The organism is Arthrobacter sp. TmtSoilC51 (genome assembly GCF_055388015.1).
The window spans coordinates 4,672,129-4,695,589 of sequence record NZ_AP035877.1 but is presented as its reverse complement, the minus strand read 5'-3'; the positions used below and the strand labels follow the sequence as shown (position 1 = coordinate 4,695,589).

Below are 23,461 nucleotides of genomic sequence, written 5' to 3'. Positions count from 1 at the left end.
TAGGACAAGGATCACGCCATGGTCCAATGCCGTCAATAGGCGATTGTGGGGCCTGCTTTGCGTGCTTGCGGAAGACTGAAGCGCGCAAAGGGGGCCTGGCAACGCAAAACCAGCTACCGGCGTCGAAGTTCCGGGTACTCGAGGTGGGGAGCAACCGTGCCGGCGTCCCGTTCAAGGAAGTTGACTGCGGGGGCCACGATGTCATCGATTTCATCCAAAACGGCTTCGCTGAGCACCACGTCGGCGGCCTTCAGGTAGTCCGTCAGATGCTCCTCGGTCCGCGGTCCAATGATCACGCTGGTGACGGCGGGATGATTCAGGGCGAAGCCCACAGCAAGCTGGATGAGGGTCAGCCCGTACCTCGCGGCCAGCTGTGCGAGTGCGTCCGCCGCGTGCAACTTGCCCTGATTGAAGGGAGCGCTCACGTCGAACCGGCCCGGCACAGCGGCCGAACGTGAGCTTTCGGGCTGACCGGCGCCCACGCGGTAACCGCCAGCCAGCCACCCGCCGTCGAGCGGTCCATAACTCAAAACCCCGACGCCGTACTGCTGGGTAATGGGGAAGACGTCGCGTTCGTTGGCGCGAACCAAAAGCGAATATGGGACCTGGTCCACAACCGGTGGCGTCAGGTGGTTGGTGTTCGCAATCCACTGTGCCTCCACCAGTTGCGCAGGGCTGAACACCGAGGTGCCGTAATAGAGGATCTTGCCCTGCCGGATGAGATCGTTCAGGGCAGTGATGGTCTCAAGGAGATCGGTGTTGTAGTCGGGGCGGTGCGCTTGGTAGAGGTCGATCCGGTCTGTGTTCAGCCGCCTCAAGCTATCCTCCACAGCCCGGACAATCCACCTTCGCGAGTTCCCCGCATGTGCTGGATTTGATCCCATTTGGCCATGGAATTTGGTGGCGAGGAAAACGTCGTCGCGCCTTCCATGGATTGCCTGGCCCACCACGACTTCGGCCTCGCCCTGCGAGTAGATATCGGCGGTGTCGATGCTGGTGATGCCACCGTCCAGTGCCGCCTGGATGATGCGGATGCTCTCCGCAGGGCCGGTGGGAGCCGTGCCCGTGCCGAAGTTCAAGGTACCCAGCGTGAGCGGGCTGATCAGGGCGCCAGTGCGTCCAAGCGTTCGTAGCTCGTTGAGGCTCATGTCGGCTTCCTGTGGTGGGTCAGTGGTTTGGGAGCGGTGGGTCAACCGTCATCAATAGGATGTCCAATCGAGGCTACACACGGCCGTGGGACGCCCAAATGCAAACGGTAGAACTTCTTCGTTTTTCGTCTTGCGGGGTAATGGAAGGGGCCTTACTTCGCGACATTTCTTGACACGCGGCAACACAAATGTCTTCCGAATCAACAAATATTGCCGTTCCCGGAAGCGGGTGAATTATGGGAAAGGAACTCAATCGACGCACGAAGGGGACAGCAAAATGACACAGACGACGGTAGAAGAAACGGCGGCCATCAAGGCTGCATTTGCGCAGTTCCCGTCTGGAGTCGCTGCCTTCAGTGCCATGGTGGATTTCACGCCGGAGGCCTTGGTGGCATCGTCCTTCACCGTGGGCGTGTCATTGGAACCGCCGCTGGTGATGTTCGCGGTGCAGAACTCCTCCACAACGTGGCCCAAGCTCCGCCAGGCAAGAAGGCTGGGCGTGTCCGTGCTGGCCGAGGGCCAGGAAGCGGCCTGCCTCCAGCTTTCCTCCAAGACCCGGGACCGCTTTGCCGGATTGTCCACCAGCGTCAGTGACTCAGGAGCAGTACTGATCGACGGCGCCGTGCTGGGCTTCGAATGCGAGGTGGTCTCGGAGACGCCAGCCGGGGATCATGCGATCGTTGTCCTGGAGGTCAAGGCGACCACCATCAACCACGAATCCAAGCCACTGATCTACCACGGAGCAGCGTTCCGGCAGCTTGCTGCTTAGGAGTTGCGGCTGGCCCCGCTGAGCGAACCCTTACGGATCGGGCTCGAAGACTTTCCATTCTTGGAAGTGTTCGGGCCCGTTTTCTTAGGGCCGGCGTCCGGTGCCTTTGGGGCGGGTGGCTCGCCGTTGCTGGAGGGTGGTGTCGGCTCGCCCACCTCGCGGACGGTCACTTTGATGGCGGGTGGCTGCTCTGCTTTGGCTCGCGCGGCCGCCCTCTGTTCAGCTTCGGCAACGGCGTCGGCCCAGTCCTTTGCAAGCACGGGAGGTTCCTTGCTGGCGGCCACGAGCAATGGGTGGTGAGCGGCCTGCGTTTCAACCGCTTCTTTAACCTGGGTCGGCTTGGGCAACTTCCGGGGGCCGGCCTTCCACCCACCGTCCTTGAGGGCAGAAGAGGCGCCTGAGAGCCGGCGTCGAACATCCCCAAGGATGTCCTTTTTGGGTTCCGCGGCGACAGCACTGGGCTCAGGAGTAGCAGCTACCTCGGGAGTGGGTCCGGCAGGAACGTAGGCAAGATCTTCAAGAGGCGACGCAACAGGGTGACTGGAGTAATCGACGTCGTCACCCGCCAACGCGGGTACGTGTTCGGGAGCCGGGGGCAAGTGGACGATGGTGACTGTTTCCTTCTTGGGGAAGATCCCCACCATCGCCAAAAGAATCACCGACACAAGCCGTCCAACTCCGGCAACTACCAGAGTGATGATGACGATTATCCCGAGCCCAAAGAACATGAGGACAGCCATCCCCACTGTGCCCAAATACGTCAGGTTGATGGCGAGTGTTGTCGGATCCTCCACGTAGCCTCCCCTGGCTGTCGTTTTGTGATGCGCGCATTGCCCACCCAGCTTGCACATCTAGCCTACGGTCCAGCACTGACGGAATCACGCCCCGCACCACACTCTGGCAGGGTTGTTTCGAAGCTGTTATACGGCGTGGGAAAATATGTTGCCCAGCTCTCATTTTCAGCCTCGGATTGGGACCACATGACCCCAGATATCAGCCGACTCCGCAACGGAGTGTGCCCCTGCCTCTCCGGGGAGCAGTACGACGATTGTTGTGGGCGCTTCCACCGTGGGGACGCTGATGCGCCCACGGCCGAGCAGCTGATGCGCTCCCGGTATTCGGCGTTCGTCATCCTGGATCCGGAGTACCTCCTGCGGACGTGGCACGCGTCTACCCGCCCCGCGTCCCTGGATCTGGACGCCGACACGCAATGGCGCAGGCTCGACATCCTGGGTACGGCCAAGGGCGGGCCCCTGGACACCAGCGGGACCGTTGAGTTCGCCGCGCACTACAGGTCCGACGGCGAACGCGGCGTCCAGCGTGAACGCAGCCGCTTCGTGCGGGAAGGCAAACGCTGGTACTACGTGGACGGCGACGTCCTTTAGCGGGCTACCGATACTTACGGTGCAGGTTCTCCTTGCTTGAGGCGCCGGGGGACGCATCCGCGATCCACGGCCCGGTTCCCTCGGACTGGTCCAGGACCCCGGCTTCAAGCCAGGCGTAATCGCCGGCAAGAACCTTGCGCGAAAGGTGATGGTCGCCGTCGTCGGTGTTCCGCCAGAGCTGATCAAAGTATTCGTCCACCCGCACGCGGGCCTGTTCACAGTAGGCCTCGGCGAGTTCAAAGGCGGTAGCGCCGTGTTCCGGGTGGGTGCGCAGCAGCATTTCGGCGCGTGAGCAGCACGCGGCCATCGCGAACAGTTCGGCGCCGATGTCCACAATCCTGCCCAGGAACGCTTGCTTGTGCTCCAGCTTCGCCTGCCAGCGGCCCATGCCGTAGAAAGTCTGCCTGGCGAGCCGTCGCGAGGACCTTTCAACAAACCGCAAGTGCTTGCCCAGGCGCCCGAACTCACCGTAGGACCGCGGGTCCATGCCTGCCCCGGCCACGAGTTTCGGCAGCCAGCGGGCATAGAAGCCAGAAGCCCCGACGGCGGCCCGCGCCTTGTCTTGCAGGCTGGCGTCCGCTGAGGCGAGGTCGCCCGCGGCGGCAAGGTGTGCGTCCACGGCTTCGCGTGCGATGAGGAGTTTCATGATCTCGCTGGAACCCTCGAAGATCCGGTTGATGCGTAGATCCCGGAGAAGTTGTTCGGCGGCCACGGCGCGTTCGCCCCGGGCTTCAAGGGACTCTGCGGTTTCAAAGCCACGGCCGCCGCGGATCTGAACCAGCTCATCGGCTATCCGGCAGCTCAGTTCCGTGGACCACAGCTTGGCCAGCGCGGCTTCGATGCGGACGTCCTTTTGGCCCGCGTCGGCCATCTCGGCCGATAGTTCAAACACAGCTTCCAATGCGAAGGTGGTGGCGGCGATGAATGCAATTTTCTTCCCCACGGCCTCATGCTTGCCCACAGGCCGGCCCCATTGTGTCCGCGCGTTGGACCATTCGCGGGCAATCTTCAGGCTCCACTTCCCAGCGGCAACGCACAGGCCGGGGATGGAAAGGCGTCCCGTGTTGAGCGTGGTGAGGGCGATTTTGAGACCCTGGCCCTCGCGACCCAGCCGGTTCTCCACCGGCACACGCACCTGGTGGAAACGGGTCACACCATTCTCAATCCCGCGCAGGCCCATGAAGGAGTTCCTGTTTTCCACGGTAATGCCGGGGGAGTCCATCTCCACGACGAACGCGGAGATGCCGCCCTTGCGGGTGGTACCGTCGGCGTCGGTGTGGGCCGGAACCCTCGCCATGACTACTACGAGCTCGGCGATCACCCCATTGGTGGTCCAGAGTTTCACGCCGTCCAAAAGGTAAGACCGGCCGTCGTCGGAAAGAACGGCCGTGGCGCCCATGCGCGCGGGGTCGCTGCCGACGTCGGGCTCCGTCAGGAGGAAAGCAGTAATGGCGCCCGCCGCGCAGCGCGGAAGGTATTCCTGTTTCTGCTCGGGTGTGCCGAATTCCTTCACCGGCTCAGGAACGCCGATGGATTGATGTGCCGAAATCAATGCGCCAAGGCTCGGATGGACGGAGCCCACAAGAGCAAGTGCACGGCCGTAGTAGACCAGGGACAATCCCAGGCCGCCGTATTCGCGGGGGATTTTCATGCCGAAAACGCCAAGGTCCGCAAGGCCCGCAAGGTATTCGTCGGGGATCTTTGCGTCGCGTTCGATCACCCGGCCGGACATGGACCTGCAGAACGCCTCGAGTTTGGCCATAAACTCTTCGCCGCGCTCCACGTCCTCCATTTTGACTTGTGGCCAGGGGTGGATCAGGCTGAGGTCAAAGCTCCCCAAGTACAGGCCCTTGGCGAAGCTGGGCCGGTTCCATTCAGTTTCGCGGGCGGCCTCGGCAACGGCACGGGCTTCTTCTGCTGTGGCGTTGACGCTTGCGGCGGTGAGACTGCTGTCAGTAGCGGACGTCATGGGAAAACTCCTCTAGCCGGTTGTGCCGGATGGAGCCAGGGTCCGCCTCGGGTGGGAACCCTTCAGCTGTCCCTCAATGCTACCCGCGAGTAGCTACCCGTGCTAGGGGACACCTGTGGCTGGAATTCGGCCGGGATTTCCACTTGTCCTGCGTGGTGGACCAGGCTGTCCCAAGCGAAATTGATGCCATGTACCAAGCCGCCCAGGACCCCCTTGACGGTGTACCAGGCCATTCCCATAGCGCCGATGAGAATGATTGTTGCCATTGCTGCTGCTGCGATAAAAGCCACCAAAATTGCAGCGAAGGCCAGCGTTCCAATGAATACGTAAGTGGCTGTTTCAAGGGCGGTAAAGTCGAAATCCATGGTTCCCCCTATGCGACACTGCGTGGGTAGACGCGGCGTGGCTGCGTCGATGGATCTGACACTAGGGGTGGGCGTAGTTTTCGGCCAGCACAGAATCGCGTCGCAGGCGTGTCGATATGGGATCGAAATCGAACCGGGCGGTATGTTACGGAATGGTTGCGGCGAGTCGCTTCCGGAGCGTGCTTGGAAGGCTCGACGGCGGGCCGCCCCTGGATCGTACTTGGAAGGCTCGACGGCGCCACTTCGGCGCCCGCCGACGTGGCGCCGACGCTCTGCGTTAACCTTGTACGGGGCAGTTTCCGCTGCCAGCCAGGTTTCGCAGCAGCTGAAGGAGAGTAGTTGTCCCGTTCAGCCATGTCCTCCGCCGACGCCATCAGTGCAAGGCTCCGCGACCTCGAACAATTGACCAAGGGCCCGGCATGGGCGCTGACACGTTCGGCTCCGTGGGTGATCGCGGTGCTTCAGGCTTCCTTCACCCGCACCCGGCCGCAGCTTCCGCTGGAAGAGTTCCATGCCGACGTCGATGCTTTCCTTGAGCAGCTCCGCCGCCAGGAGCCGGGGCTGGGCGGCCAGCAGAACGGCAAGGCATTCGGCGATGAATGGACACGCAAGCAGTTCCTGACGCGCCGTAACCAGTCCGGCCAGATCGTCTATGAAGTGACCGAGGCTGCAGCCCGCGTGTTGGCGTTCCTTGACAGCCTTTCCAGTGAGCGCTCCACGCTGAACGGCTCGCGGTTGGGCACCCTCCTGGGCGATGTTGAGAAGCTCGCCAATGAGACCAACCCGGACCAGAGTGCACGTTTGGAAGCCCTCGAAGAGGAAATCCAGGAGCGCCAACAGCTCGTCGAGGACATCAGTTCCGGCGAATTCGATGGGCTGCTGGACGACGAAGAAGCAGTGGAGGCCGCCGGTAACATCCTCGACCTCGCCGCCAGCCTGCCGGCGGACTACAAGAAAATGCGCGACCGCATCGAGGAACTGGTGGGCGAGCTCCGCAACCAGATCATCGAGGAATCGCTCAGCAAAGGCGCCACCATGGCCCAGGTTCTGGAAGCCGACAAGCGCCTGCGCCAGAGTCCTGAGGGCCGAACATTCCGCTCGTTCACGGCTTTCCTGGAGGACCCTCAGCAGCAGTTGCGTTTCCGTTCCGCCATCGGCGAGGTACTGAGCCGGCAGTTCGCGGACGAGCTCTCGCATGAGGACCGCGAAACACTGAAGAACCTCGTGGCCGAACTGCGCACGCAGCACAGCCAGATCCAGCGGATCTACGGCAAGCTCTCCGAAAGCCTCAACACCTACATCCAGAGCGACGACGTCCGCCAGTCGGTCAGCCTGCGGAAGGTCCTCGCCGAGGCCGAGCAAGCCATCCGATCCATGCCCTACGAACGTGACCGACCCGGCCTGGTGCGCGGACCCGTCCTGTACAACGCAGGGTTCGAGTCGCTGGCCATGGTCAAGCTCTTCGACCCCGACGAATTCGCCACCCCACCCCGCCTGGCAGATCCCATCGCCTTCAGCGATTCGGATCGCGTGCGGTCTGCCCGCACCGGAAAAGCGAGGCCCGACGTCGTCCGCGCCGCCATGGCGGGTTCGGCCACCTTGGGCGAGGCGTGGGAAAACCTACCCGCCGAGGAACGGCACATCAACACTGTCCGATCCCTGCTGTCCATGGCACTGCACAGCGGCGCGGCCTTCGACCGCGCCGCCTGGGAACACATCGACTTCGAACAAATCGACGGCAGCATCCGCACTGCGTACTTGCCCGTCGTCACGCTGAATGAGGATTCTGATGACTGAGGAAATCACGACGACGGAAGTCACGACGACGGAAGTCACCGGCGATGAGCACGGCACCGTTGAGGCGGCTGAAGTCCCGGCCGAAACCGCTGCTCACGTCAGCCACTCCGATCAGTTCCGGGTCACCCCGCGGGACACGTTCGTTGATGGCGCGGCCCTTTTCCCTGGCGACACGGGCGTGCTGCCAATGAAGGTCCGTCACGCGCTGGTCAAGTTGCTGAAAGGCCCCTACATCGACGGCGGCCGCGACGAGAAACTGTGGACCACGCTCCTGGACAACCAGCTGATCCTCCGCAGCCGACTCTCGGAGCTGTTCCTGTCATTGCAGTTGGACCATGACCGCAAGATCGCCGTCCTCCGTCCCGTTGACCCGGAGATCGTCGGCGCCAGCTCCCGGTCAAGCATCCTCCGGCAGCAGCGTGCACTGAGCCGCGTGGAAACCATCGTCCTGCTCCGCCTGCGCCTCCTCCTCGACCGCCACGTCACGGCCCAGACCGACCCCACCATCACCCGCGAAGAGATCTCGGACCTCGTGGCCAATTACACCCCCGCCGGCCAACAAGATGCCCTCCGCGACTCCGACGTCGTCACCCGCACCATCACCAAGCTCCTGGCCCGCCAACTCGTCCTCCCCACACCCCTGGACGACACGTACACGATTAGCAACGCCCTCCCGCTGGCCCTCCCGTTCGAAAACATCGGCGACATCCCAGCCCAAATCGAAGCCCTCGTGGCAGTAGCGGCTGACGAGTCGGGCACAGAGCCGTTATTGGACATCGACGCAGAGAACTCCGCATCAGACGAGGGCGACTCTGATGGTGGGGACGACGACGCCGAAGGGGCGAGGCCGGTATCCATCGCGCAGGCTTACGCAACTGACGCTGAAGGGACCACGAAGTGACCATCGCAAGCATGCTTCCGCTCGGCGAGCTGACGAACCCGGGTCAGATGCGTTTGGCTCTGGTACAGGTAGTCAACTGGGGCACCTTCCACGGGGCGCACACCATGCACGTGGACCGAAAAGGTACCCTGCTGACGGGCAATTCCGGCGTCGGCAAGTCCACGTTGTTCGACGCCATGCTGCGGGTGTTCGATGCCCGTCCACGCTCCAACGAGGCCGCTGCACAGCGTTCCGGTGGCGCAGTGGAGGACAAGAGGACCACGTTCACGTACATGCGCGGCAAGGTTGGTGATAAGGCCGTCGGTGATGGCTCGGCCAGTGCCTTCCAGCGCCCTGGTGCCACGTGGTCCGCCGTCGCGCTGACGTTCGATAACGCCGCTGGCACGAAGGTGACGGTCTCCGCGCTGTTTGACCTGCCCAAGAACGGCACGGAGTCGAGCGTCGGCCGGTTCTACGTGATCGACAGCAAGCCCCTAGACCTGGAGGCCATCGAGGGGATTGCCCAGAAGCGTTTCACCAAGGGCGCGCTGGAATCGATTTTCCCGGACGGCCAGGTGTTCGATGTGCACAAGGCGTTTGCTGAGCGTTTCCGCCGGCTGCTGGGCATCAATTCTGACCAGGCGCTTCCGTTGCTCCGCGTGATCCAGGCCGGCAAGGGACTTGGCGGCAGCGTCAACACATTCTTCCGGGACCAGGTGCTTGATGCCCCGGCCACGCTGGCTGCCGCGGATGATGTGGTGGAGGAATTCAGCAACCTCATGTCCATTCGGCAGCGGCTGGAGGACGTCCGGCAACAGCGCGATCAGCTGGCGCCGGTCCCTGGGCTGAACAAGGATTACGCGCAGGCGTTGCTGGACGCGAACCGCCTGCGTGAGCTGGCCGGCGAGGAATTCGAGGCGTACAAACAGCAGCTCGCTGTGACTGTGCACGCCAAAACGTTGGCGCGTTTCAAGGAGTTGGCGCAGTCCAAGGCGCAGGAACTCGCGGCTGAGCGCACGGTCCGGGACGACTTGGCCAAAGAGCTCCGTGATCTTGAGCTGGACTACAACAACCGTGGCGGCAACGCGATATCGGCGATCGAGCAGTCGCTGGAAAACGCTCGCGTGGGCTTGAAGTTGCGGCAACAAGTGGAGGACTCAGCCAAGAAGGCGCTGGCCGACGCCGGACTGAACATTGAGTGGTCAGCCGAGGGCTGGGATCAGGCTCATGAGCAGGCTGCTACCCGTTCGGCAGAGTTGAAGGACGATTCGGAGGCCTTGAAGGAGCTCCGTTTCGAGGCCTTCGACGGCCATGCAACCAAGAAACGCGAGCTGGCTGCGGCTGAGCAGGAGCTGCGTTCGCTGCGGTCGCGCAAGTCCCTCTTGCCGCCGTCGAGCATTGAAAACCGTGCAGCGATCGCAGCCGCAACGGGCATCCCCGAGGAACGGATGCCGTTCGGCGGTGAGCTCATCGATCTCGCCGAGGGCCAGGATCAGTGGCGTCCGGCCGCAGAGCGCGCGCTGCGCAACCTGGCCACCACGCTGCTGGTTCCGGGTGAACACTTCGCTGCGGTCACGCGGTACCTGAACGACAACACGGTGCGCGGCGCGCTGCGCGCGGTGGATGTGTCCAAGCCGCTCGCCGGTGGGGCGCTGGCCGTGGAAGACGTGTCCGACGGCGACCTCTTGACGAAGTTGAGCATTCTCACCTCGGGCGCCAATGCAGACGCCGGGGAATGGATCCGTGAGCGGATCGCGCTGGACTTCGCCTACCCGTGCGTTGAGGATCCCGACGAGTTGGCGTCGATGGACAAGGGCCTCAGCCTGGGTGGCGTGGTCAAGCGCAACCGGCACACCGTGGAGAAGGACGATCGGTTCACGAGCCGTCAGGACTACGTGCTGGGGTTCGACAACGCGTCGAAGCTGGAACTTGTGGCCGCCCGCGTGGGCGAGCTGGAAAACGAAATGGCCAAGGCCGCGGAATTGGCGCAGAGCCGTGAAGATTCCCACCAAGGCATGGCCCGGCAGTTGGAAGCCCTGCGCCGGGTGGCTGAGGACGAACGGCCGTGGGAGCAGGTTTCCGCAGCGGTAGCAGCAGATGAATTGGCCCGGATCGAGCAGCGCCTTGCCGATGCCTTGGCTGCGCAGGCGGATCTTGAACCGCTGCGCGCCAACATTGAGGCCGTTCGGGAAAAGCACCAGTCCTCCACAGGTGCCGCAGCTGTGCTGCAAAGCGAGTACAAAGCCCTCGACCACCAGATGACCACGGCTGACGGCCTGCTCGATGCGGCGAGGTTGAAGCTTGAGCAAGCACCGCCGTCGGGCTCTACCGTTGCCGCTTTGGAACCGTACTTCGCTGGCGCCGCCGACGTTACGCAGCTCTACGAGCTGGACAACCTCGCCAATAGCGTTCGCAACAAACTGCTCGATGAGTTGCACGCAGCGGAGTCGCGGAGCCAAGCGACCGCCGAGCGGCTTACGCGCATTTTCGAGGGCTTCGTGCGCGACTGGGGTAGCGCCATCAGTGCCGACCATGGCACGTCGATCGGGGCAGCCGGGGACTTCGAATCCCGGTACCACGCGATCGTGAGCGACGGTTTGCCGGCCCAAGAGGCCGAATTCCGGTTGTTCTTCAACCAGCGCACGCACGAGTCCTTCAGTACGCTCCTGCATCTGCTGGACGAGGAACGGCGCAGCATCACAAGCCGCATCCTGCCGCTCAATGGCATCCTCTCCGAGGTCAACTTCCACGAGGGCAGCTTCCTGGAACTGGACATCAAGCAAACGCTTCCGGCCACGGCCAAACAGTTCAAGGATGCGATCCAGAATGCGCTGAAAGCCAAGCACACGCGCCCGTCGCGCAGCGCTGCTGCCACGGCTTCAGACGTTGACGACGACGCCGAGCTCACCGCCCGCTACAAGTCGCTGGAAACCTTGGTGAAGAGGCTCGGATCGCAGACCCCGGAGGACCGCCGCTGGCGTGCCGAGGTGTTGGACGTCCGCGGGCACTTGTTTATCCAGTGCAAGGAGCACCGGGAGGTGGCCGCGAAGTCGGCGAAGACCGGCAAGGCGGGCAAGAAGAAGACCGAAGTCTTCATGCATGCCGATACCGGGTCCATGTCCGGTGGTGAGCGCCAGCGTTTCACAGCGTTCATCATGGCCGCCGCCTTGAGCTACCAGTTAGGCATCGCGGAGCAGGGCTTCACCACCTACGGCACCGTGATGATGGACGAGGCCTTCGTCCTGGCCTCCGAGGAATTCGCAGGTGCTGGCATCAAGGCGCTCCACGAGTTCGGATTCCAGTTGTTGCTCGCCGCGCCTGAAAACGTGATCGACCTGTCGCGGCACCTCGGCTCCGTCACGGAAATCCTTCGGGACAAGCGCACCAATCGATCGGGCGTCCTGACCGCTCCCGTCATTGCAGGCCCGGGAGAGCCTGGCGCGTGGCGGTCCGAGGCGAACCCCGTGGACATTGTCCTCCGATAAAGCAACGCGGGGTCACTTATGGTCCATGGTGGAGACCCTAATGGGCAATAAGTGCCCCCGCGTTGCCTTTAGCGGGTGGAGGTCCCGCGGACCCGGTCCAGGAACTGGGCAGTCCGTTCCTCCAGGCCGGCGATTTGCCGAACCACGACGACGGCCGGGTCCGGGTTGATCTCGTTGACCGGCGGTTCCTTGCGGACGTTGGAACTGCAACCAAACTCGGCGCAAATCAGTGTCCCTACGGTGTTGCCGTCCTTGCCGGACTGTCCGGCCTTTTTGGCAACCCACAGGTAGACGTCGTCCTTGGAGAAAACGTCCCGGCACAGTTCACAAAGGACCACGCGCTTCTTCCCCGAACCACCCTCAGGAGCCCGCAGCATGATTCCCGTGAGCTGTCCCCTGTGGGAGACCACCAGGTAACCGCGTTGCGGCATCTTCTCATCGCGCCAGCCGAGGAACTCCAGGTTGTCCCATTCGATGGTTTCAATATCGCGGGGAAGGTTGAGCTTGGCGGCCTCGGAGCGGCTGGCATTGATGAATGATGAACGGATTTGTTGGGCAGTGATTTTCTGCATGGCAAAGCTTCTTTCGGGGTTGATCGACGTCGCGCAAACAGTAGGGCGCGAAGTGGCAAGGAGCGTCGGTCATCCGTGAAGGCAGGCATAGCGAAGGAAACCCCGCGTGCTTGGGGTGCTTACCTGGAGTGCTTGTACCTAGAGGGATGCCGACGTGTGAGGAAGTGCCAAGCAGGCCAAAATGGCCACCTCGCCAACCATGGCTGCAGCAACTGATGCAGTGCGCACGCTCATCTCCTCGTCGTTCTCTTTGGAAGCGGTAGTCCGCTGCCGATATCTTAGCAATGCCGCGCCAGGCAGGGATTACGTGACGCAAACGTTTCGTAATTCTTCGAAGGCTAGGCTAGCCTTACTTAGGTTCGCATCACTTACCCTAAGGAGTCCCGTGGCTTCCCTTCTTCCACGCCGCGCCCTGCTGAAGACTGCAGGCACCGCGACAGCCGCCCTGGCCGCCGTCGCCTTTTCCCTCACCGGCTGCTCCACCGGCCCCACAACGTCCACCCCGGCGTCCGAGCAAGCTGTAAGCGCCCAGTTCCCTGTGACCATCAAGCATGCTTTCGGTGAGACCACCATCAAGGAACAGCCCAAGCGTGTCGTCACCATCTCATGGGTCAACGACGACGTCGCGATCGCGCTGGGCGTTGTGCCCGTAGGCGTTCCGAAGAACGAGTGGGGCAACAACGACAAAGGCTCCACCCCGTGGAAGGATGCAGCGCTGGAGAAGCTCGGGGCCGGCTTCGGCACCGACAAGGCCCCGGTCCAGTTCTCCGAGGCCGATGGCATCAACTTCACCGAGATCGCAAAGCTCAACCCGGACGTCATCCTCGGCGCCTACTCCGGCCTCGAAGAAGCCGACTACAAGAAGCTTTCGGAGATCGCCCCCGTAGTGGCCTACCCGGAGCTGGCTTACGGAACGCCGTGGCAGGAAAGCACCACAATCATCGGCAAGGCCCTCGGCAAGGAGGCCGAAGCCAAGAAGCTGATTGAAGACACCGAGGCCACCATCAAGGACAAGGCATCCAAGTTCCCGCAGATCGCCGGAAAAACCTTCATCTATGGCAACGTCGATCCCGCAGAGCCTGCATCGAACGGCTTCTACACCGCCAACGACAACCGTCCGCGCTTCCTCTCCGAAATCGGCATGAAGCTCGCCCCGGTCGTAGAGAATGCCTCGGGCGACTCCAAGGAATTCTTCGTCCCGTGGTCTGCCGAAAAGGCCAACGAGCTCGAAGCCGATGTCTTCGTAACCTGGGTCGCTGATGACGCCACAGCCGCAACCATCAAGGCCGACCCGCTCCTGGGCCAGATCCCGGCCATCAAGAAGGGCTCCTTCATTACCGACGCCGACCAAACCCTGACGCTGTCCCTCTCTGCCTCCTCGCCGATCAGCCTGCCGTGGGCGCTGGACACGTTCCTGCCGCGGTTGGCGAGCGCGGCGGACGCAGCCGCCGCAGCCGGTAAGTAACTGCAATGAAACTGAGTACGACGACGGCGGCTTCCGCAGGGCAGGATACCGGCACCTTGGTGCCGGGCAGCCAGCGAGGCATCAGCCCTCGGACCGACGCAGCCGGTGGGGGAACCGGCGCGCGAACAGCAGGCAAGCGCACCGCCTGGCTGCTGGTCGCCGTCGTCGTACTCGCATTAACCTGCGCCGCATCCCTGGCGATCGGCGCGCGCGGTCTTCCCCTGGCAACCATTTGGGAAGCCGTCACCAACTTCAATCCGCAAGACGGCAACCACGCCGTGGTCATTGCCCGAATTCCCCGCACAGTGCTTGGCTTGCTCGCGGGTGCTGCGCTTGGCTTGGCTGGCGCAGCGATGCAGGGCGTGGCCCGGAACCCGTTGGCCGACCCCGGCATCCTGGGCCTGAACGCCGGTGCGGCCCTCGCCGTGGTGACCGGCATCTATGTTTTTGGCGTCAGCTCGCTGACCGGCTACATCTGGTTCGCCTTCTTCGGTGCCGCAGCTGCCGCCGTCGTCGTCTATGCGATCGCCTCAACGGGCCGTGACGGTGCGACGCCGGTCAAGCTCGCCCTCGCGGGGGCGGCACTGAGCGCTGGCCTGTTCTCGCTCATGAACGTCATCCTGGTCTCAAGTCAGGACACCCTGGACCGATTCCGGTTCTGGCAGGTAGGCAGCATCGGCGGCCGCGACTGGTCCGTCCTCCTGCCGGCACTGCCCTTCCTGGCGGTCGGCGCGGTGATCGTCCTTGCAGGCGGGCGTATCCTTAACAGCCTTGCTCTGGGCGACGACATTGCGCGGGGCCTTGGCCAGAACGTCGCGCTGGCTCGGGGCATCACCGGGCTGGGCATCGTGCTGCTCTGCGGATCAGCCACCGCCCTGGCCGGGCCGATTGGGTTTGTTGGCCTGGTGATTCCGCACGCGGTCCGCTCCCTGATCGGGCCGGACTACCGCTGGATCCTGCCATTCTCCGTGATCTCTGCCCCCATCCTGCTCATTCTCGCCGACATGATCGGCCGGGTGGTCCTGCTTCCCGGAGAAGTTCCGGCCGGCATCATGACGGCGCTTGTTGGAGCACCTGTCTTCGTCTGGCTCATCCGCCGCGGAAAGGGGGCCGGACTGTGAGCGCCCTCGATTCCCGCGCCGAGATGGCAGTTAATACCAATGATTCCCGCAAACATCCGCATTATCTGCCATCTCGCGTGCTGAGCCCGACGCTTTTCCTGGGCCTGGCTGTCGTCGTCATGTTCGCGGTGTATGTGCTCCTGGGCAGCTACACCGTGACCATCCCGGACTTCTTCAAGATCGTCACCGCACACTTGGCCGGCGGCGAGAAGATCCCCGGCGCCAGTTTCATCGTGATGGAGCACAAGCTGCCCCGCGCTGTTGTTGGCACTCTGATCGGCGTGGCATTCGGCCTGTCCGGGGCACTTTTCCAGACCATGCTCCGCAACCCGCTCGCGAGTCCGGACATCATCGGCATCAGCTATGGCGCCAGCGCGGCAGCCGTGACGGCAATCGTGATTTTCGGCGCTGGTGGAGCCGTGGTCTCGTGGGCCGCACTAGGTGGGGCACTCGGAGTTGCGGCCATCATCTATGCGATTTCGCGGGGAGGCCGGTCCCGCGGGGGAAACCGGGGCAACGCTGCGGGCAACCGCCTCATTCTTGCGGGTGTGGCCATTGCCGCCGCACTGACCGCGGTGGTCAACTTCCTCATGACCCGCGCGGACATCCGCACGGCCGCGGAAGCGCTCGTATGGCTCAACGGTTCACTGAATTCGGCCAATTGGGAGCGCATCGCCGTGCTGGCTGCATCGTTGCTGGTCCTGGTGCCGGCCGTCATGGCCCTGGCCGGCCCGCTGCGCATCCTGGAACTCGGCGACGACGCCGCTGCGGGGCTTGGCATCAAGGTCGACGCCGCGCGGCTGGGACTGGTGCTGACCGCCGTCGGACTTGCCGCCGTCGCGACCGCCGCCGCCGGTCCGGTAGCGTTTGTCGCCTTCCTGGCGGGATCGATTGCCCGCCGCCTCGTGCGTAAACCAAGCCTCCCGGCGTCGGCCTTCACCGGTGCGTTAATCGTGCTCGCCGCAGACTTCGTTGCCTCCAACATTGCCCCCCTGATCCTCGACGGAACCGTCCTCCCGGTCGGCGTCATCACAGGCGCCCTGGGCGCCCCGTTCCTGCTGTGGCTGCTGGTCACGTCGAACCGAAAGGAAGCCTGACATGGCCGTCCTTAATGCCAAGGACCTGACGCTGCAATACGAGCAACGGAGGGTTGTTGAAGGTCTCTCCACCGAAATCCCGGAGGGCAAAGTGACCATGATCGTGGGCGCCAACGCCTGCGGCAAGTCCACGCTCCTGCGCGGGTTGTCGCGACTGCTCAAGCCTGCCGGTGGTGCCGTTACACTCGACGGCAAGGACATCCACTCCCGTCCCGCCCGCGAACTCGCCCGTACGCTTGGCCTGCTGCCGCAGCACCCCACCGCGCCGGATGGGATCACAGTCCGCGACCTCGTGGGCCGCGGGCGGTACCCGCACCAAGGGTTTTTCCGGAGTTGGACCGCGGGTGACGACGCCGCGGTGCAGCGCGCGCTCGAAGCCACCGCAACGCTGGAACTCGCTGAGCGAAGCGTCGACGAACTGTCCGGCGGTCAACGGCAGCGCGTCTGGATCGCGATGGCCTTGGCTCAGGAGACGGAAGTCCTCCTGCTGGACGAGCCCACCACCTACCTAGACCTCGCACACCAGGTGGAAGTCCTGGACCTCGTAACCGACCTCAACCGCAGCCGCGGCACCACCGTGGCGATCGTCCTCCACGACCTCAACCTGGCCGCCCGCTACGCAGACCACGTCATTGCCATGAAGGGCGGGTGCATCGTGGCCGAAGGCCCTGCTCCCGACGTAGTGACGGAGGAACTGGTCTACAACGTCTTTGGTCTGGAATCCCGTGTGGTTCCAGACCCCATTTCAGGCACGCCCCTCATCGTCCCGATCGGACGCCACCACGCACAGCCCGCTTCAACCAACGAACTGGAGATCGCCTCATGAGTGCACAGCCGACACGGGCCACCGCGACTACCGCAGTGGAGCCCATGACCCTGGCCTTCGACGTCACAGTGACCGCGGTGCAGGAGCTGGGGCCGAACTTCCGTCGGATCACGTTCGGTGGCTACTCCCTGCGCGGCTTCGGCGTGGCAGGTGACACTTTGGACCTCCGTGTGAAGTTGATGATTCCTTCCTTGGACGAGGCCGGACAGCAGATCCCGCTGCCGGAATTCAAGATGGAAGAAGCCGGTTGGTACCAGGAATGGCTGGCCATGGATGCTGCCGTGCGGGGAGCCATGCGCACCTACACCGTTCGTTCGGAACGCCTTGATGCCGTGTACCCGGAGATCGACATCGACTTCGTCATGCACTTCGAGGACGGCCACGGCGGCCCTGCCGCCAGCTGGGCGAAGGCGGCGAAGCCCGGTGACGCCCTCACCATCATCGGCCCCAACAACCGCGCAGCCCAGTGCACCACAGCCGGAGCCTACGGCGGCATCGAATGGCGGCCTGGCCTTGCACAGCGTGTACTGCTGGCCGGCGACGAAACCGCAGTCCCCGCCATCAGCGCGATCCTTGAAAGCCTGCCCGCCGACATGACCGGCCACGCGTTCCTCGAGGTACCCGAAGCCGGGGATTTCCAGGACATCAGCACCGCCGCCGACATCGAAATCACTTGGCTGGCCCGGGGTGCAGCCATCGGACGCTCCCGTCCCCACGGCGAACTCCTCAAGGAAGCCGTTGCAAAGGCCGTTCCCGTGCCGGGCTGGGTTGGCCTCAAGTGCACTGAAGCCGCTGCTGGACCCGAGCCTGAAGACGTCAATGTCGACCAGGAAATCCTCTGGGAAACCCCGCAACGCATGGACGCCGCAGCCATCGAAGCCAGCAAGAACCCCACCCTTCCCGCCGGCGCGCTGCCGTTCTACGCGTGGATCGCGGGGGAGGCCTTCGTCATCAAGGAAATGCGGCGGTACCTGGTGCGGGACGTTGGTATCGACCGCAAGCAAGTGGCGTTCATGGGTTACTGGCGACGGGGCAAATCGGAGGGGTAAGCGTTCTGTTCCGCAGGGTCCGCCGCAGAGACGGTTTTGCCGTCGCCTTCCGATGCTCTCTCACTTCCTGTCGGTTTTTGACGGTTGCTCTCTCACTTCCTGTTCGTCCTGTTCACTTTGGGTTGGTGGGGGTGTAACCGCAGGGGGTTACCGTGGCCGGATGCGGGACGGTTACGCGGCTGGGAAAAACGGACGACGGCGGTATGTCGCCCTTGGAGATTCCTTCACCGAGGGTGTGGGGGACCCAAGTAAGGTCCTGCCCAATGGGGTCCGCGGCTGGGCCGACAGGGTGGCCGAGAAGTTGGCGAAGGCGCAGCCGGGCTGGGAGTACGCGAATCTCGCCGTGCGCAGCAAGAGGCTCCGGCACATCATCGATGAACAACTCGAGCCGGCACTTGCCATGCAACCCACGCTCGTCACTCTCTACGCTGGCGGAAACGACATCCTCGATTTCGGCACGGACATGGACGAGCTCCTCAATAACTATGAAGAGCTGGTCGCCCGGCTCGCCGAAACCGGAGCCACGCTGGTCCTCTTCACTGGCTTTGACGTGAAGGTCTCAGCCGTCCTGGAACCGTTTAAGAAACGCAACACCTTGTACAACCAGCGGGTCCGCGACGTGGCCGCGAAATACGGGGCCATATTGGTGGATTACTGGTGCTTCGACGCCTACAAAGACTCACGGATGTGGGCATCGGACCGCCTTCACATGTCCAAAGCGGGCCACAAGTACCTGGCAGCCCAAGTCCTGGACCACTTGGGAGTCCCGCACAAGATTTCTCCGAAGGAGTGGGAACCGCCCACGCGCGTGGGACTCCGCGAATGGGAACGCAGGCAGCGCCGCTGGATCCACGACTGGGTTCTGCCACTGTTTGGACGCAAACTACGCGGAGTCACCCTGGGAGACGCGCTGAGTCCGCGTTGGCCGCAACCGGTGAAAGTCCCACGCAAGGGTGGCCTGAAGAAGCTGATGGAAAAGCGGCAGGCTACGCGGTGAAGCTTCCAGCAAATCTCAGCTGTCCAGCAGGACTTCGTAGCCCTCGGCCACGCTGGTCGCCGTGAATTCGATGATCTCGAACTCGGCTACTCCGTTGCTGTAGAACGGATCCTTGGCCAGCGAGTCATCCAGCGTTGCCCGGTCCACCTTGGACAGCAACACACCTCCGGTGGCTGGAACGCGACGTCCCGACGCGAGGAACACACCGGCGTCGAACGCGTCCTTAAGCCAGGCCATGTGGCCTGGCCGGTGGAAGTCGACGATTTCGTCGGGAACTTTGTAGGTCAGGGAGACAACAAACATGCCGCCAGCCTATCGGTTGCGGCTGAAGCGGGGCCGGGCAAACCGGCTAATTCTCCTAAGATGGATCCATGACTGAACCCCGCTGGCTCAATGCCGACGAACGCCGTGCATGGTTGGCCCTCTTGAGTATCAACACCCTGCTCCCCTCGGCGTTGGATACGCAGCTTCAGTCTGCTGGAAAATTGTCGTTGTTCGACTACAACGTCTTGGCGATGCTCTCGGAAACCGAGGGCCGGTATCTGCCCATGAGCGAGCTCGCCGCGCGCACCAGTGCCTCGCTATCGCGCCTGTCGCATGTGGTCACCAAACTCCAGAAGCGCGGCTGGGTGGAACGCCAGGCACACCCTCGTGACGCCCGCGTCACTGTCGCCCACCTGACCGAGGCTGGCATGTCCACCGTTGTGGCCCTCGCTCCAGGCCACGTTGAGTCCGTACGGGCGCTGATGCTCGATTCGCTCTCGCCCGACGACGTCGCGGACCTCGCGCGCATCGGCGAGAAAATCGTCTCCCGGCTGGACAATAACCACTGGATCCTGCGCGAGTCGTAGCTCTATCCGTGTTTTTACGCAGGGGTCGAGCTAGTGGCAGACTGACGGCATGGATTTTTCTGCCCGCTATGTTGCCTTGGGGGATTCCTTCACCGAGGGCGTCGGCGATGACGACCCCACCGGCCCCAACGGTGTCCGGGGGTGGGCAGACGTCGTTGCCCGGCAACTGGCCCACAGCAACGAGGACTTCGGCTATGCCAACCTCGCCATCCGCGGCAGGAAGCTCCGCCAAATCATGGCAGAACAAGTGGACGCCGCCGTCGCAATGAAACCCACGTTGGTGACGATGTACGCGGGAGCCAACGACATCCTGCGGCCCAAGGTCGATATTGACTCGCTTTTGGAGGATTACGGCGCCGGCATCGCCAAGTTAAGCGCGACCGGCGCCACCGTTGTGCTCTTCACGGGATTCGATGCCCGCGGTTCGAAGGTTTTTAGCACGATGCGGGGCCGGACCGCGATCTACAACGAGCTGCTCCGTGAAATTGCCGAGAACCATGGTGCCCTCCTGGTGGATTACTGGCGGTTCGATGAGTACTACGACGTCAGGATGTGGGCGCAGGACCGGATGCACATGTCGACCGCGGGCCACGTTAATATGGCAAAGCGGGTGCTGGACGTCCTGGAGCATGAGCACGTGCTTGAAGTCCCCGACCTCGCTCCGCTTCCCACATTGAACCGGTCCGAAGCTATCCGGGCGAACGCGCGCTGGGTCCGGGAATTCGCTGGCCCTTGGGTGATGCGCCGCGTGCGGGGTACGTCGTCGGGCGATGGACTGAGCCCGAAGTATCCGTCCCTGATCCGCCCGGTGTAGTTGAGGCCGGGCTCAGGCAGCGTTACGGAATCCTGGCGTGGCGAGCATGGTTCCGGTCCTGCCAACCGCGAGCACTTCGACGCCCCACTTCTCAACCGCTTGATCCAAAGTGGGCGGCCCGCCTGAGACGATCGCCGTGGCCAGGACATCAGCCGTGACAATGTCCTGCGCCGCCACGGAAACCTGAAGGAACTCCGGGCGCCCTGGGCCAACCGCCCAGATGTGTTCTCCCCGTTCAGCCGATCCTGACGTCGCCAGGGCTCTCATTCCGCCGTCGGCTGAGCCGCTTAGGCTGTACGTGCCCAGCAACGTCTGGCGGTCGAATGGATCCACAATGCCGGCCAGCCAGGGTTCACGAACCTCACGTGAGGCACTCGAAGGTCCTGGCGATCCACTCACCAGTACGTCCCCTCCGGCGTTGAGGCACCAGTCGCGCAGTCCAAGCGCAATCAAGGACAGCTCAGCCTCGCGCATGGCGTGGGCTTTCACGATCCCCGACAGGTCCAATGTGCCGTCCGGTCGTTCAGCAGTGAACGCACCGTTGGTGGCCAACCGCCATTCGGAGGCCTCTACATAACGGGCCTGCATTGACTCCGAGGCATACGCCAATGCCAGCTCGCCCCGCGCCAGACGGCTCGCTTCGGACCCCTCCCGGTAGAGGCTGAAAGTCAGGTCGAGCTGCGTGAATATCTCTTCCACGACGTCGACGGCGGACTCCAGTTCGTCGACAGCCGTCTGGGGCGAGGTGCCGCTCGCCACAGTCAAGCTCACCACGGTGCCCATGCTGCGGAACGTACGCGCCCGGAGCTGTTCGACGTTAAAAGTTGGCTGCATCGAGGGCCGCCTGGAGGGAGGTGAGATAGGCCTCGCTTGTGACCGTCGCGCCACCGACGGTTTGTACGTTGGCTGATTGGGCCTGCAGGACTTCGGAACGCAGTACCGGGGCAGCACGGCTGCTGATCTGTGCCGACTTCCGTTCGGCATCCGTGAGCTGCAGGGCAGTGACTTCGGTGATCTTTCCGTTTTGGATTGTCACCTGCACTTGGACCGGGCCGAAACGGGTCTGGACCGACGCGCCGTCGTAGGTTGCCGCCGTCGAGCTTCCCGCGTTGTTGCCGCCCTTGGCAGGGGTGTTGCCGTTCGTGGCCGAACCGCCTGCCGTGGCGCTGCTGCTCAGGCTGGTGGTGGTGGATGTGCCTGTTTCGGCCACATGGGCTCCCGATTGCCAGCCTGCGAGCAGGATGCCCGCGGACGCCAGGGCTGTTGCCATTGCTGCCCGGATTCTCACCAGTCGAACCTTTCGTAGTGGAGTTGTTCCGCAGGTAGACCCGCGGACTGTAGATCCTGGACCACGTTGCTGGCCCAGCTGGCCGGGCCGCAGAGATACACGTCGGCGTTGGCCACGTCAGGGACATAGGAACGGATCGTGCAACCGGCCTGGACAGCCGATTGGGGGAGCCATGAGCCGGGACCTGCGGAGCGCGGACCGGTGAGGTGGAAGAGGGTTGCACCCCGGGTTTGGCAAAGGGCCATGATTTCCTGCCCGAGGAAGAGCTCCGATTCGTCGTGTCCGCGCAGCAGGACCGTTGCGTTGCCTGGCTCGAACGGCGTGGATTCGAGCAGCGCGCGGAGGGGTGTAATGCCGATGCCTGCGCCGATGAGGACTACTTTGTTGCGGCTCCTCGCTGCTGTGCTGAAGATTCCGTATGGTCCTTCGATGGCAACTTTGGTACCTGGTTTGAGCCGTGCCAGGCGGGCTGAGCCGTCGCCGAGGTTCCGGACGGTGATGCGCAATTTTCCAGGCGCCGAAGCCGTGCCTGGGACGGGCTCGGCGGAGAGGCTGAATGGGTGCGGCTGCCACCAATAGCCCGGGACCAGGAACCGCCAGAAGAAGAACCTGCCGCCGGAACCGGCCAGCTCGTTCAGGTGCAGCCCGGTCATTTCAATGCTGAACACGTCGGATGAGACCCGAACGACGCGGCTCACCGTGAGTTGGTGCCGGAACGTCGCCGCGATGGGCTCGATGACCCGGTTGTAGAGCAGGGCAGCGCCGGTCGCGATACAGATGGCCAACCAGTACCAGCGTTGCCACGTACCTTCCGCGAATAGTCCACCCACGCTGAACTGGTGGGGTATGGCGGTGGCAACGGCCGCATACGTCAGCAGATGAACCACGTACCAGAACTCGTACGGGAAGCGCCGGCGCACTGCCACCAGCGACGTCACCACAACGGCGATAAACAACACCATCGAAACGAACGCCAACCACATGTCCGGTACGTTGACCCAGAGGGAGATTGACTCGCTGATCGGGTCCAGTCCTTCGGCCGCGCCGTACCCAATGGCTATGAAGATTCCGTGCGCGAGGAGCAGATACAGCGCGGGCTTGCCCAGTGATTTGTGGATCTCCACTGCGCGGTCATGGCCAAAAGTGTTGTCGATAAAGGGGATCCGGGCCGCGAGGAGCACCATGAGGAGCACCAGGTCCATGCCAACCAATCCGGCCACGATTCCCAGGGCCGTTGCCGCTCCTGCGAGAGAGGAAAATCCGCTTGCACCGCCGTCGGCCAGCCACAAAGCCACTGCCGCCACCGGCGACAACCACCCAAGGAAACCGAGGATGTCGGCCCGGGCCCGCCGCCGTCGGGCTTGCATCCGAAAGAGTTCGACGGCGGCTGGTGCCGTCAATGGGCCCGGCGCCGCGGACTGGTCGGCACGCGAAACACGTGAGAGAAGCGATGTCATGATCCAAGACTCGCCAAGCATCCTTTCGTTCTGCTGTGAAAGGCCTTGGGGAGGCCTTATGATTCCTGATTGGTCTTAATTTGGCCTGACCCGTAGAATAGTTAGGCGCTAGGTAGTGCGGATCGT

At 63.3% G+C, this 23,461-nt stretch carries 22 protein-coding genes; 13 read left to right on the top strand and 9 right to left on the bottom strand.

Features of this window, described 5'->3' with window-relative positions; translation table 11 throughout:
* Positions 1-113 precede the first annotated feature (113 nt).
* Complete coding sequence (locus ACZ5G6_RS21425; protein WP_223934797.1) at positions 114-1,148, bottom strand: aldo/keto reductase; 1,035 nt, start codon at positions 1,146-1,148, stop codon at positions 114-116.
* A 277-nt stretch (positions 1,149-1,425) separates the two neighbouring features.
* On the opposite strand from ACZ5G6_RS21425, the gene ACZ5G6_RS21420 reads away from it, so the two are divergent.
* Positions 1,426-1,917, top strand: a complete 492-nt coding sequence (locus ACZ5G6_RS21420; protein WP_498687981.1) for a flavin reductase family protein — start codon at positions 1,426-1,428, stop codon at positions 1,915-1,917.
* On the opposite strand, the gene ACZ5G6_RS21415 is transcribed toward ACZ5G6_RS21420, so the two are convergent.
* Positions 1,914-2,711 (bottom strand): hypothetical protein, encoded by a 798-nt coding sequence (locus ACZ5G6_RS21415; protein ID WP_498687979.1) that lies wholly within the window; start codon positions 2,709-2,711, stop codon positions 1,914-1,916. The two genes, ACZ5G6_RS21420 and ACZ5G6_RS21415, sit on opposite strands and share 4 nt — an antisense overlap.
* Positions 2,712-2,897: 186 nt before the next feature.
* Here ACZ5G6_RS21415 and ACZ5G6_RS21410 point away from each other — a divergent pair, with 186 nt between their 5' ends.
* Positions 2,898-3,302: a YchJ family protein gene (locus ACZ5G6_RS21410; RefSeq protein ID WP_498687975.1), complete on the top strand. Its 405-nt coding sequence runs from the start codon at positions 2,898-2,900 to the stop codon at positions 3,300-3,302.
* Between the two features lie 4 nt (positions 3,303-3,306).
* On the opposite strand, the gene ACZ5G6_RS21405 is transcribed toward ACZ5G6_RS21410, so the two are convergent.
* Positions 3,307-5,271, bottom strand: coding sequence for an acyl-CoA dehydrogenase family protein (locus ACZ5G6_RS21405; RefSeq protein ID WP_498687973.1), 1,965 nt, complete (start codon positions 5,269-5,271; stop codon positions 3,307-3,309).
* 62 nt (positions 5,272-5,333) lie between these two features.
* The gene (locus ACZ5G6_RS21400; protein ID WP_498687971.1) at positions 5,334-5,636 is read right to left on the bottom strand and encodes a hypothetical protein; all 303 of its coding nucleotides are present in this window, start codon (positions 5,634-5,636) and stop codon (positions 5,334-5,336) included.
* Positions 5,637-5,975: 339 nt separating this feature from the next.
* Between ACZ5G6_RS21400 and ACZ5G6_RS21395 the strand changes: the two genes are divergently transcribed.
* Genes ACZ5G6_RS21395 through ACZ5G6_RS21385 form a run of 3 tightly spaced genes read left to right on the top strand, consistent with a single transcriptional unit; the run spans position 5,976 to position 11,798 of the window.
* Positions 5,976-7,433 carry a DUF3375 family protein gene (locus tag ACZ5G6_RS21395; protein ID WP_498687970.1) on the top strand — a complete coding sequence of 486 codons (1,458 nt, stop codon included), beginning with the start codon at positions 5,976-5,978 and terminating at the stop codon, positions 7,431-7,433.
* Positions 7,426-8,334, top strand: coding sequence for a DUF4194 domain-containing protein (locus tag ACZ5G6_RS21390; RefSeq protein WP_498687968.1), 909 nt, complete (start codon positions 7,426-7,428; stop codon positions 8,332-8,334). Before ACZ5G6_RS21395 ends, ACZ5G6_RS21390 begins: the two co-directional genes overlap by 8 nt.
* Entirely contained in the window at positions 8,331-11,798 is a 3,468-nt protein-coding gene (locus ACZ5G6_RS21385; protein ID WP_498687966.1) for an ATP-binding protein, read from the top strand. The genes ACZ5G6_RS21390 and ACZ5G6_RS21385 overlap by 4 nt, the downstream gene beginning before the upstream one ends.
* 68 nt (positions 11,799-11,866) lie before the next feature.
* Here the strand turns inward: ACZ5G6_RS21385 and ACZ5G6_RS21380 are convergent, their stop codons facing one another.
* Positions 11,867-12,370 carry an FBP domain-containing protein gene (locus ACZ5G6_RS21380; protein ID WP_223934788.1) on the bottom strand — a complete coding sequence of 168 codons (504 nt, stop codon included), beginning with the start codon at positions 12,368-12,370 and terminating at the stop codon, positions 11,867-11,869.
* Between the two features lie 385 nt (positions 12,371-12,755).
* Here ACZ5G6_RS21380 and ACZ5G6_RS21375 point away from each other — a divergent pair, with 385 nt between their 5' ends.
* The 6 genes from ACZ5G6_RS21375 to ACZ5G6_RS21350 all read left to right on the top strand — a co-directional run bounded on the left by ACZ5G6_RS21375 (position 12,756) and on the right by ACZ5G6_RS21350 (position 18,925).
* Positions 12,756-13,835 (top strand): iron-siderophore ABC transporter substrate-binding protein, encoded by a 1,080-nt coding sequence (locus tag ACZ5G6_RS21375; protein ID WP_498687964.1) that lies wholly within the window; start codon positions 12,756-12,758, stop codon positions 13,833-13,835.
* Between the two features lie 5 nt (positions 13,836-13,840).
* Positions 13,841-14,956, top strand: a complete 1,116-nt coding sequence (locus ACZ5G6_RS21370; protein ID WP_498687963.1) for a FecCD family ABC transporter permease — start codon at positions 13,841-13,843, stop codon at positions 14,954-14,956.
* Positions 14,957-14,979: 23 nt separating this feature from the next.
* Positions 14,980-16,053, top strand: coding sequence for a FecCD family ABC transporter permease (locus ACZ5G6_RS21365; RefSeq protein WP_498691983.1), 1,074 nt, complete (start codon positions 14,980-14,982; stop codon positions 16,051-16,053).
* A gap of 1 nt (position 16,054) precedes the next feature.
* The gene (locus tag ACZ5G6_RS21360; protein WP_498687961.1) at positions 16,055-16,879 is read left to right on the top strand and encodes an ABC transporter ATP-binding protein; all 825 of its coding nucleotides are present in this window, start codon (positions 16,055-16,057) and stop codon (positions 16,877-16,879) included.
* On the top strand, positions 16,876-17,928 hold the full coding sequence (locus ACZ5G6_RS21355) for a siderophore-interacting protein (RefSeq protein ID WP_498687959.1): 1,053 nt from the start codon (positions 16,876-16,878) through the stop codon (positions 17,926-17,928). Before ACZ5G6_RS21360 ends, ACZ5G6_RS21355 begins: the two co-directional genes overlap by 4 nt.
* 160 nt (positions 17,929-18,088) lie before the next feature.
* A complete protein-coding gene (locus ACZ5G6_RS21350) occupies positions 18,089-18,925 on the top strand; it encodes an SGNH/GDSL hydrolase family protein (RefSeq protein WP_498687957.1) in 837 nt (278 codons plus the stop codon).
* A gap of 15 nt (positions 18,926-18,940) precedes the next feature.
* Here ACZ5G6_RS21350 and ACZ5G6_RS21345 read toward each other — a convergent pair whose 3' ends face one another.
* Positions 18,941-19,228: a YciI family protein gene (locus tag ACZ5G6_RS21345; protein WP_223934782.1), complete on the bottom strand. Its 288-nt coding sequence runs from the start codon at positions 19,226-19,228 to the stop codon at positions 18,941-18,943.
* 68 nt (positions 19,229-19,296) lie between these two features.
* Here ACZ5G6_RS21345 and ACZ5G6_RS21340 point away from each other — a divergent pair, with 68 nt between their 5' ends.
* Entirely contained in the window at positions 19,297-19,776 is a 480-nt protein-coding gene (locus ACZ5G6_RS21340) for a MarR family winged helix-turn-helix transcriptional regulator (protein ID WP_498687952.1), read from the top strand.
* Positions 19,777-19,825: 49 nt separating this feature from the next.
* Positions 19,826-20,590 (top strand): SGNH/GDSL hydrolase family protein, encoded by a 765-nt coding sequence (locus ACZ5G6_RS21335; protein WP_498687950.1) that lies wholly within the window; start codon positions 19,826-19,828, stop codon positions 20,588-20,590.
* A gap of 12 nt (positions 20,591-20,602) precedes the next feature.
* Here ACZ5G6_RS21335 and ACZ5G6_RS21330 read toward each other — a convergent pair whose 3' ends face one another.
* The 3 genes from ACZ5G6_RS21330 to ACZ5G6_RS21320 are packed head-to-tail and all read right to left on the bottom strand — an operon-like array spanning position 20,603 to position 23,335.
* The gene (locus tag ACZ5G6_RS21330; protein WP_223934779.1) at positions 20,603-21,424 is read right to left on the bottom strand and encodes an FAD:protein FMN transferase; all 822 of its coding nucleotides are present in this window, start codon (positions 21,422-21,424) and stop codon (positions 20,603-20,605) included.
* A complete protein-coding gene (locus ACZ5G6_RS21325; protein WP_223934778.1) occupies positions 21,408-21,860 on the bottom strand; it encodes an FMN-binding protein in 453 nt (150 codons plus the stop codon). The genes ACZ5G6_RS21330 and ACZ5G6_RS21325 overlap by 17 nt, the downstream gene beginning before the upstream one ends.
* A gap of 14 nt (positions 21,861-21,874) precedes the next feature.
* Positions 21,875-23,335 carry a ferredoxin reductase family protein gene (locus ACZ5G6_RS21320; protein ID WP_498687946.1) on the bottom strand — a complete coding sequence of 487 codons (1,461 nt, stop codon included), beginning with the start codon at positions 23,333-23,335 and terminating at the stop codon, positions 21,875-21,877.
* Positions 23,336-23,461 lie beyond the last annotated feature (126 nt).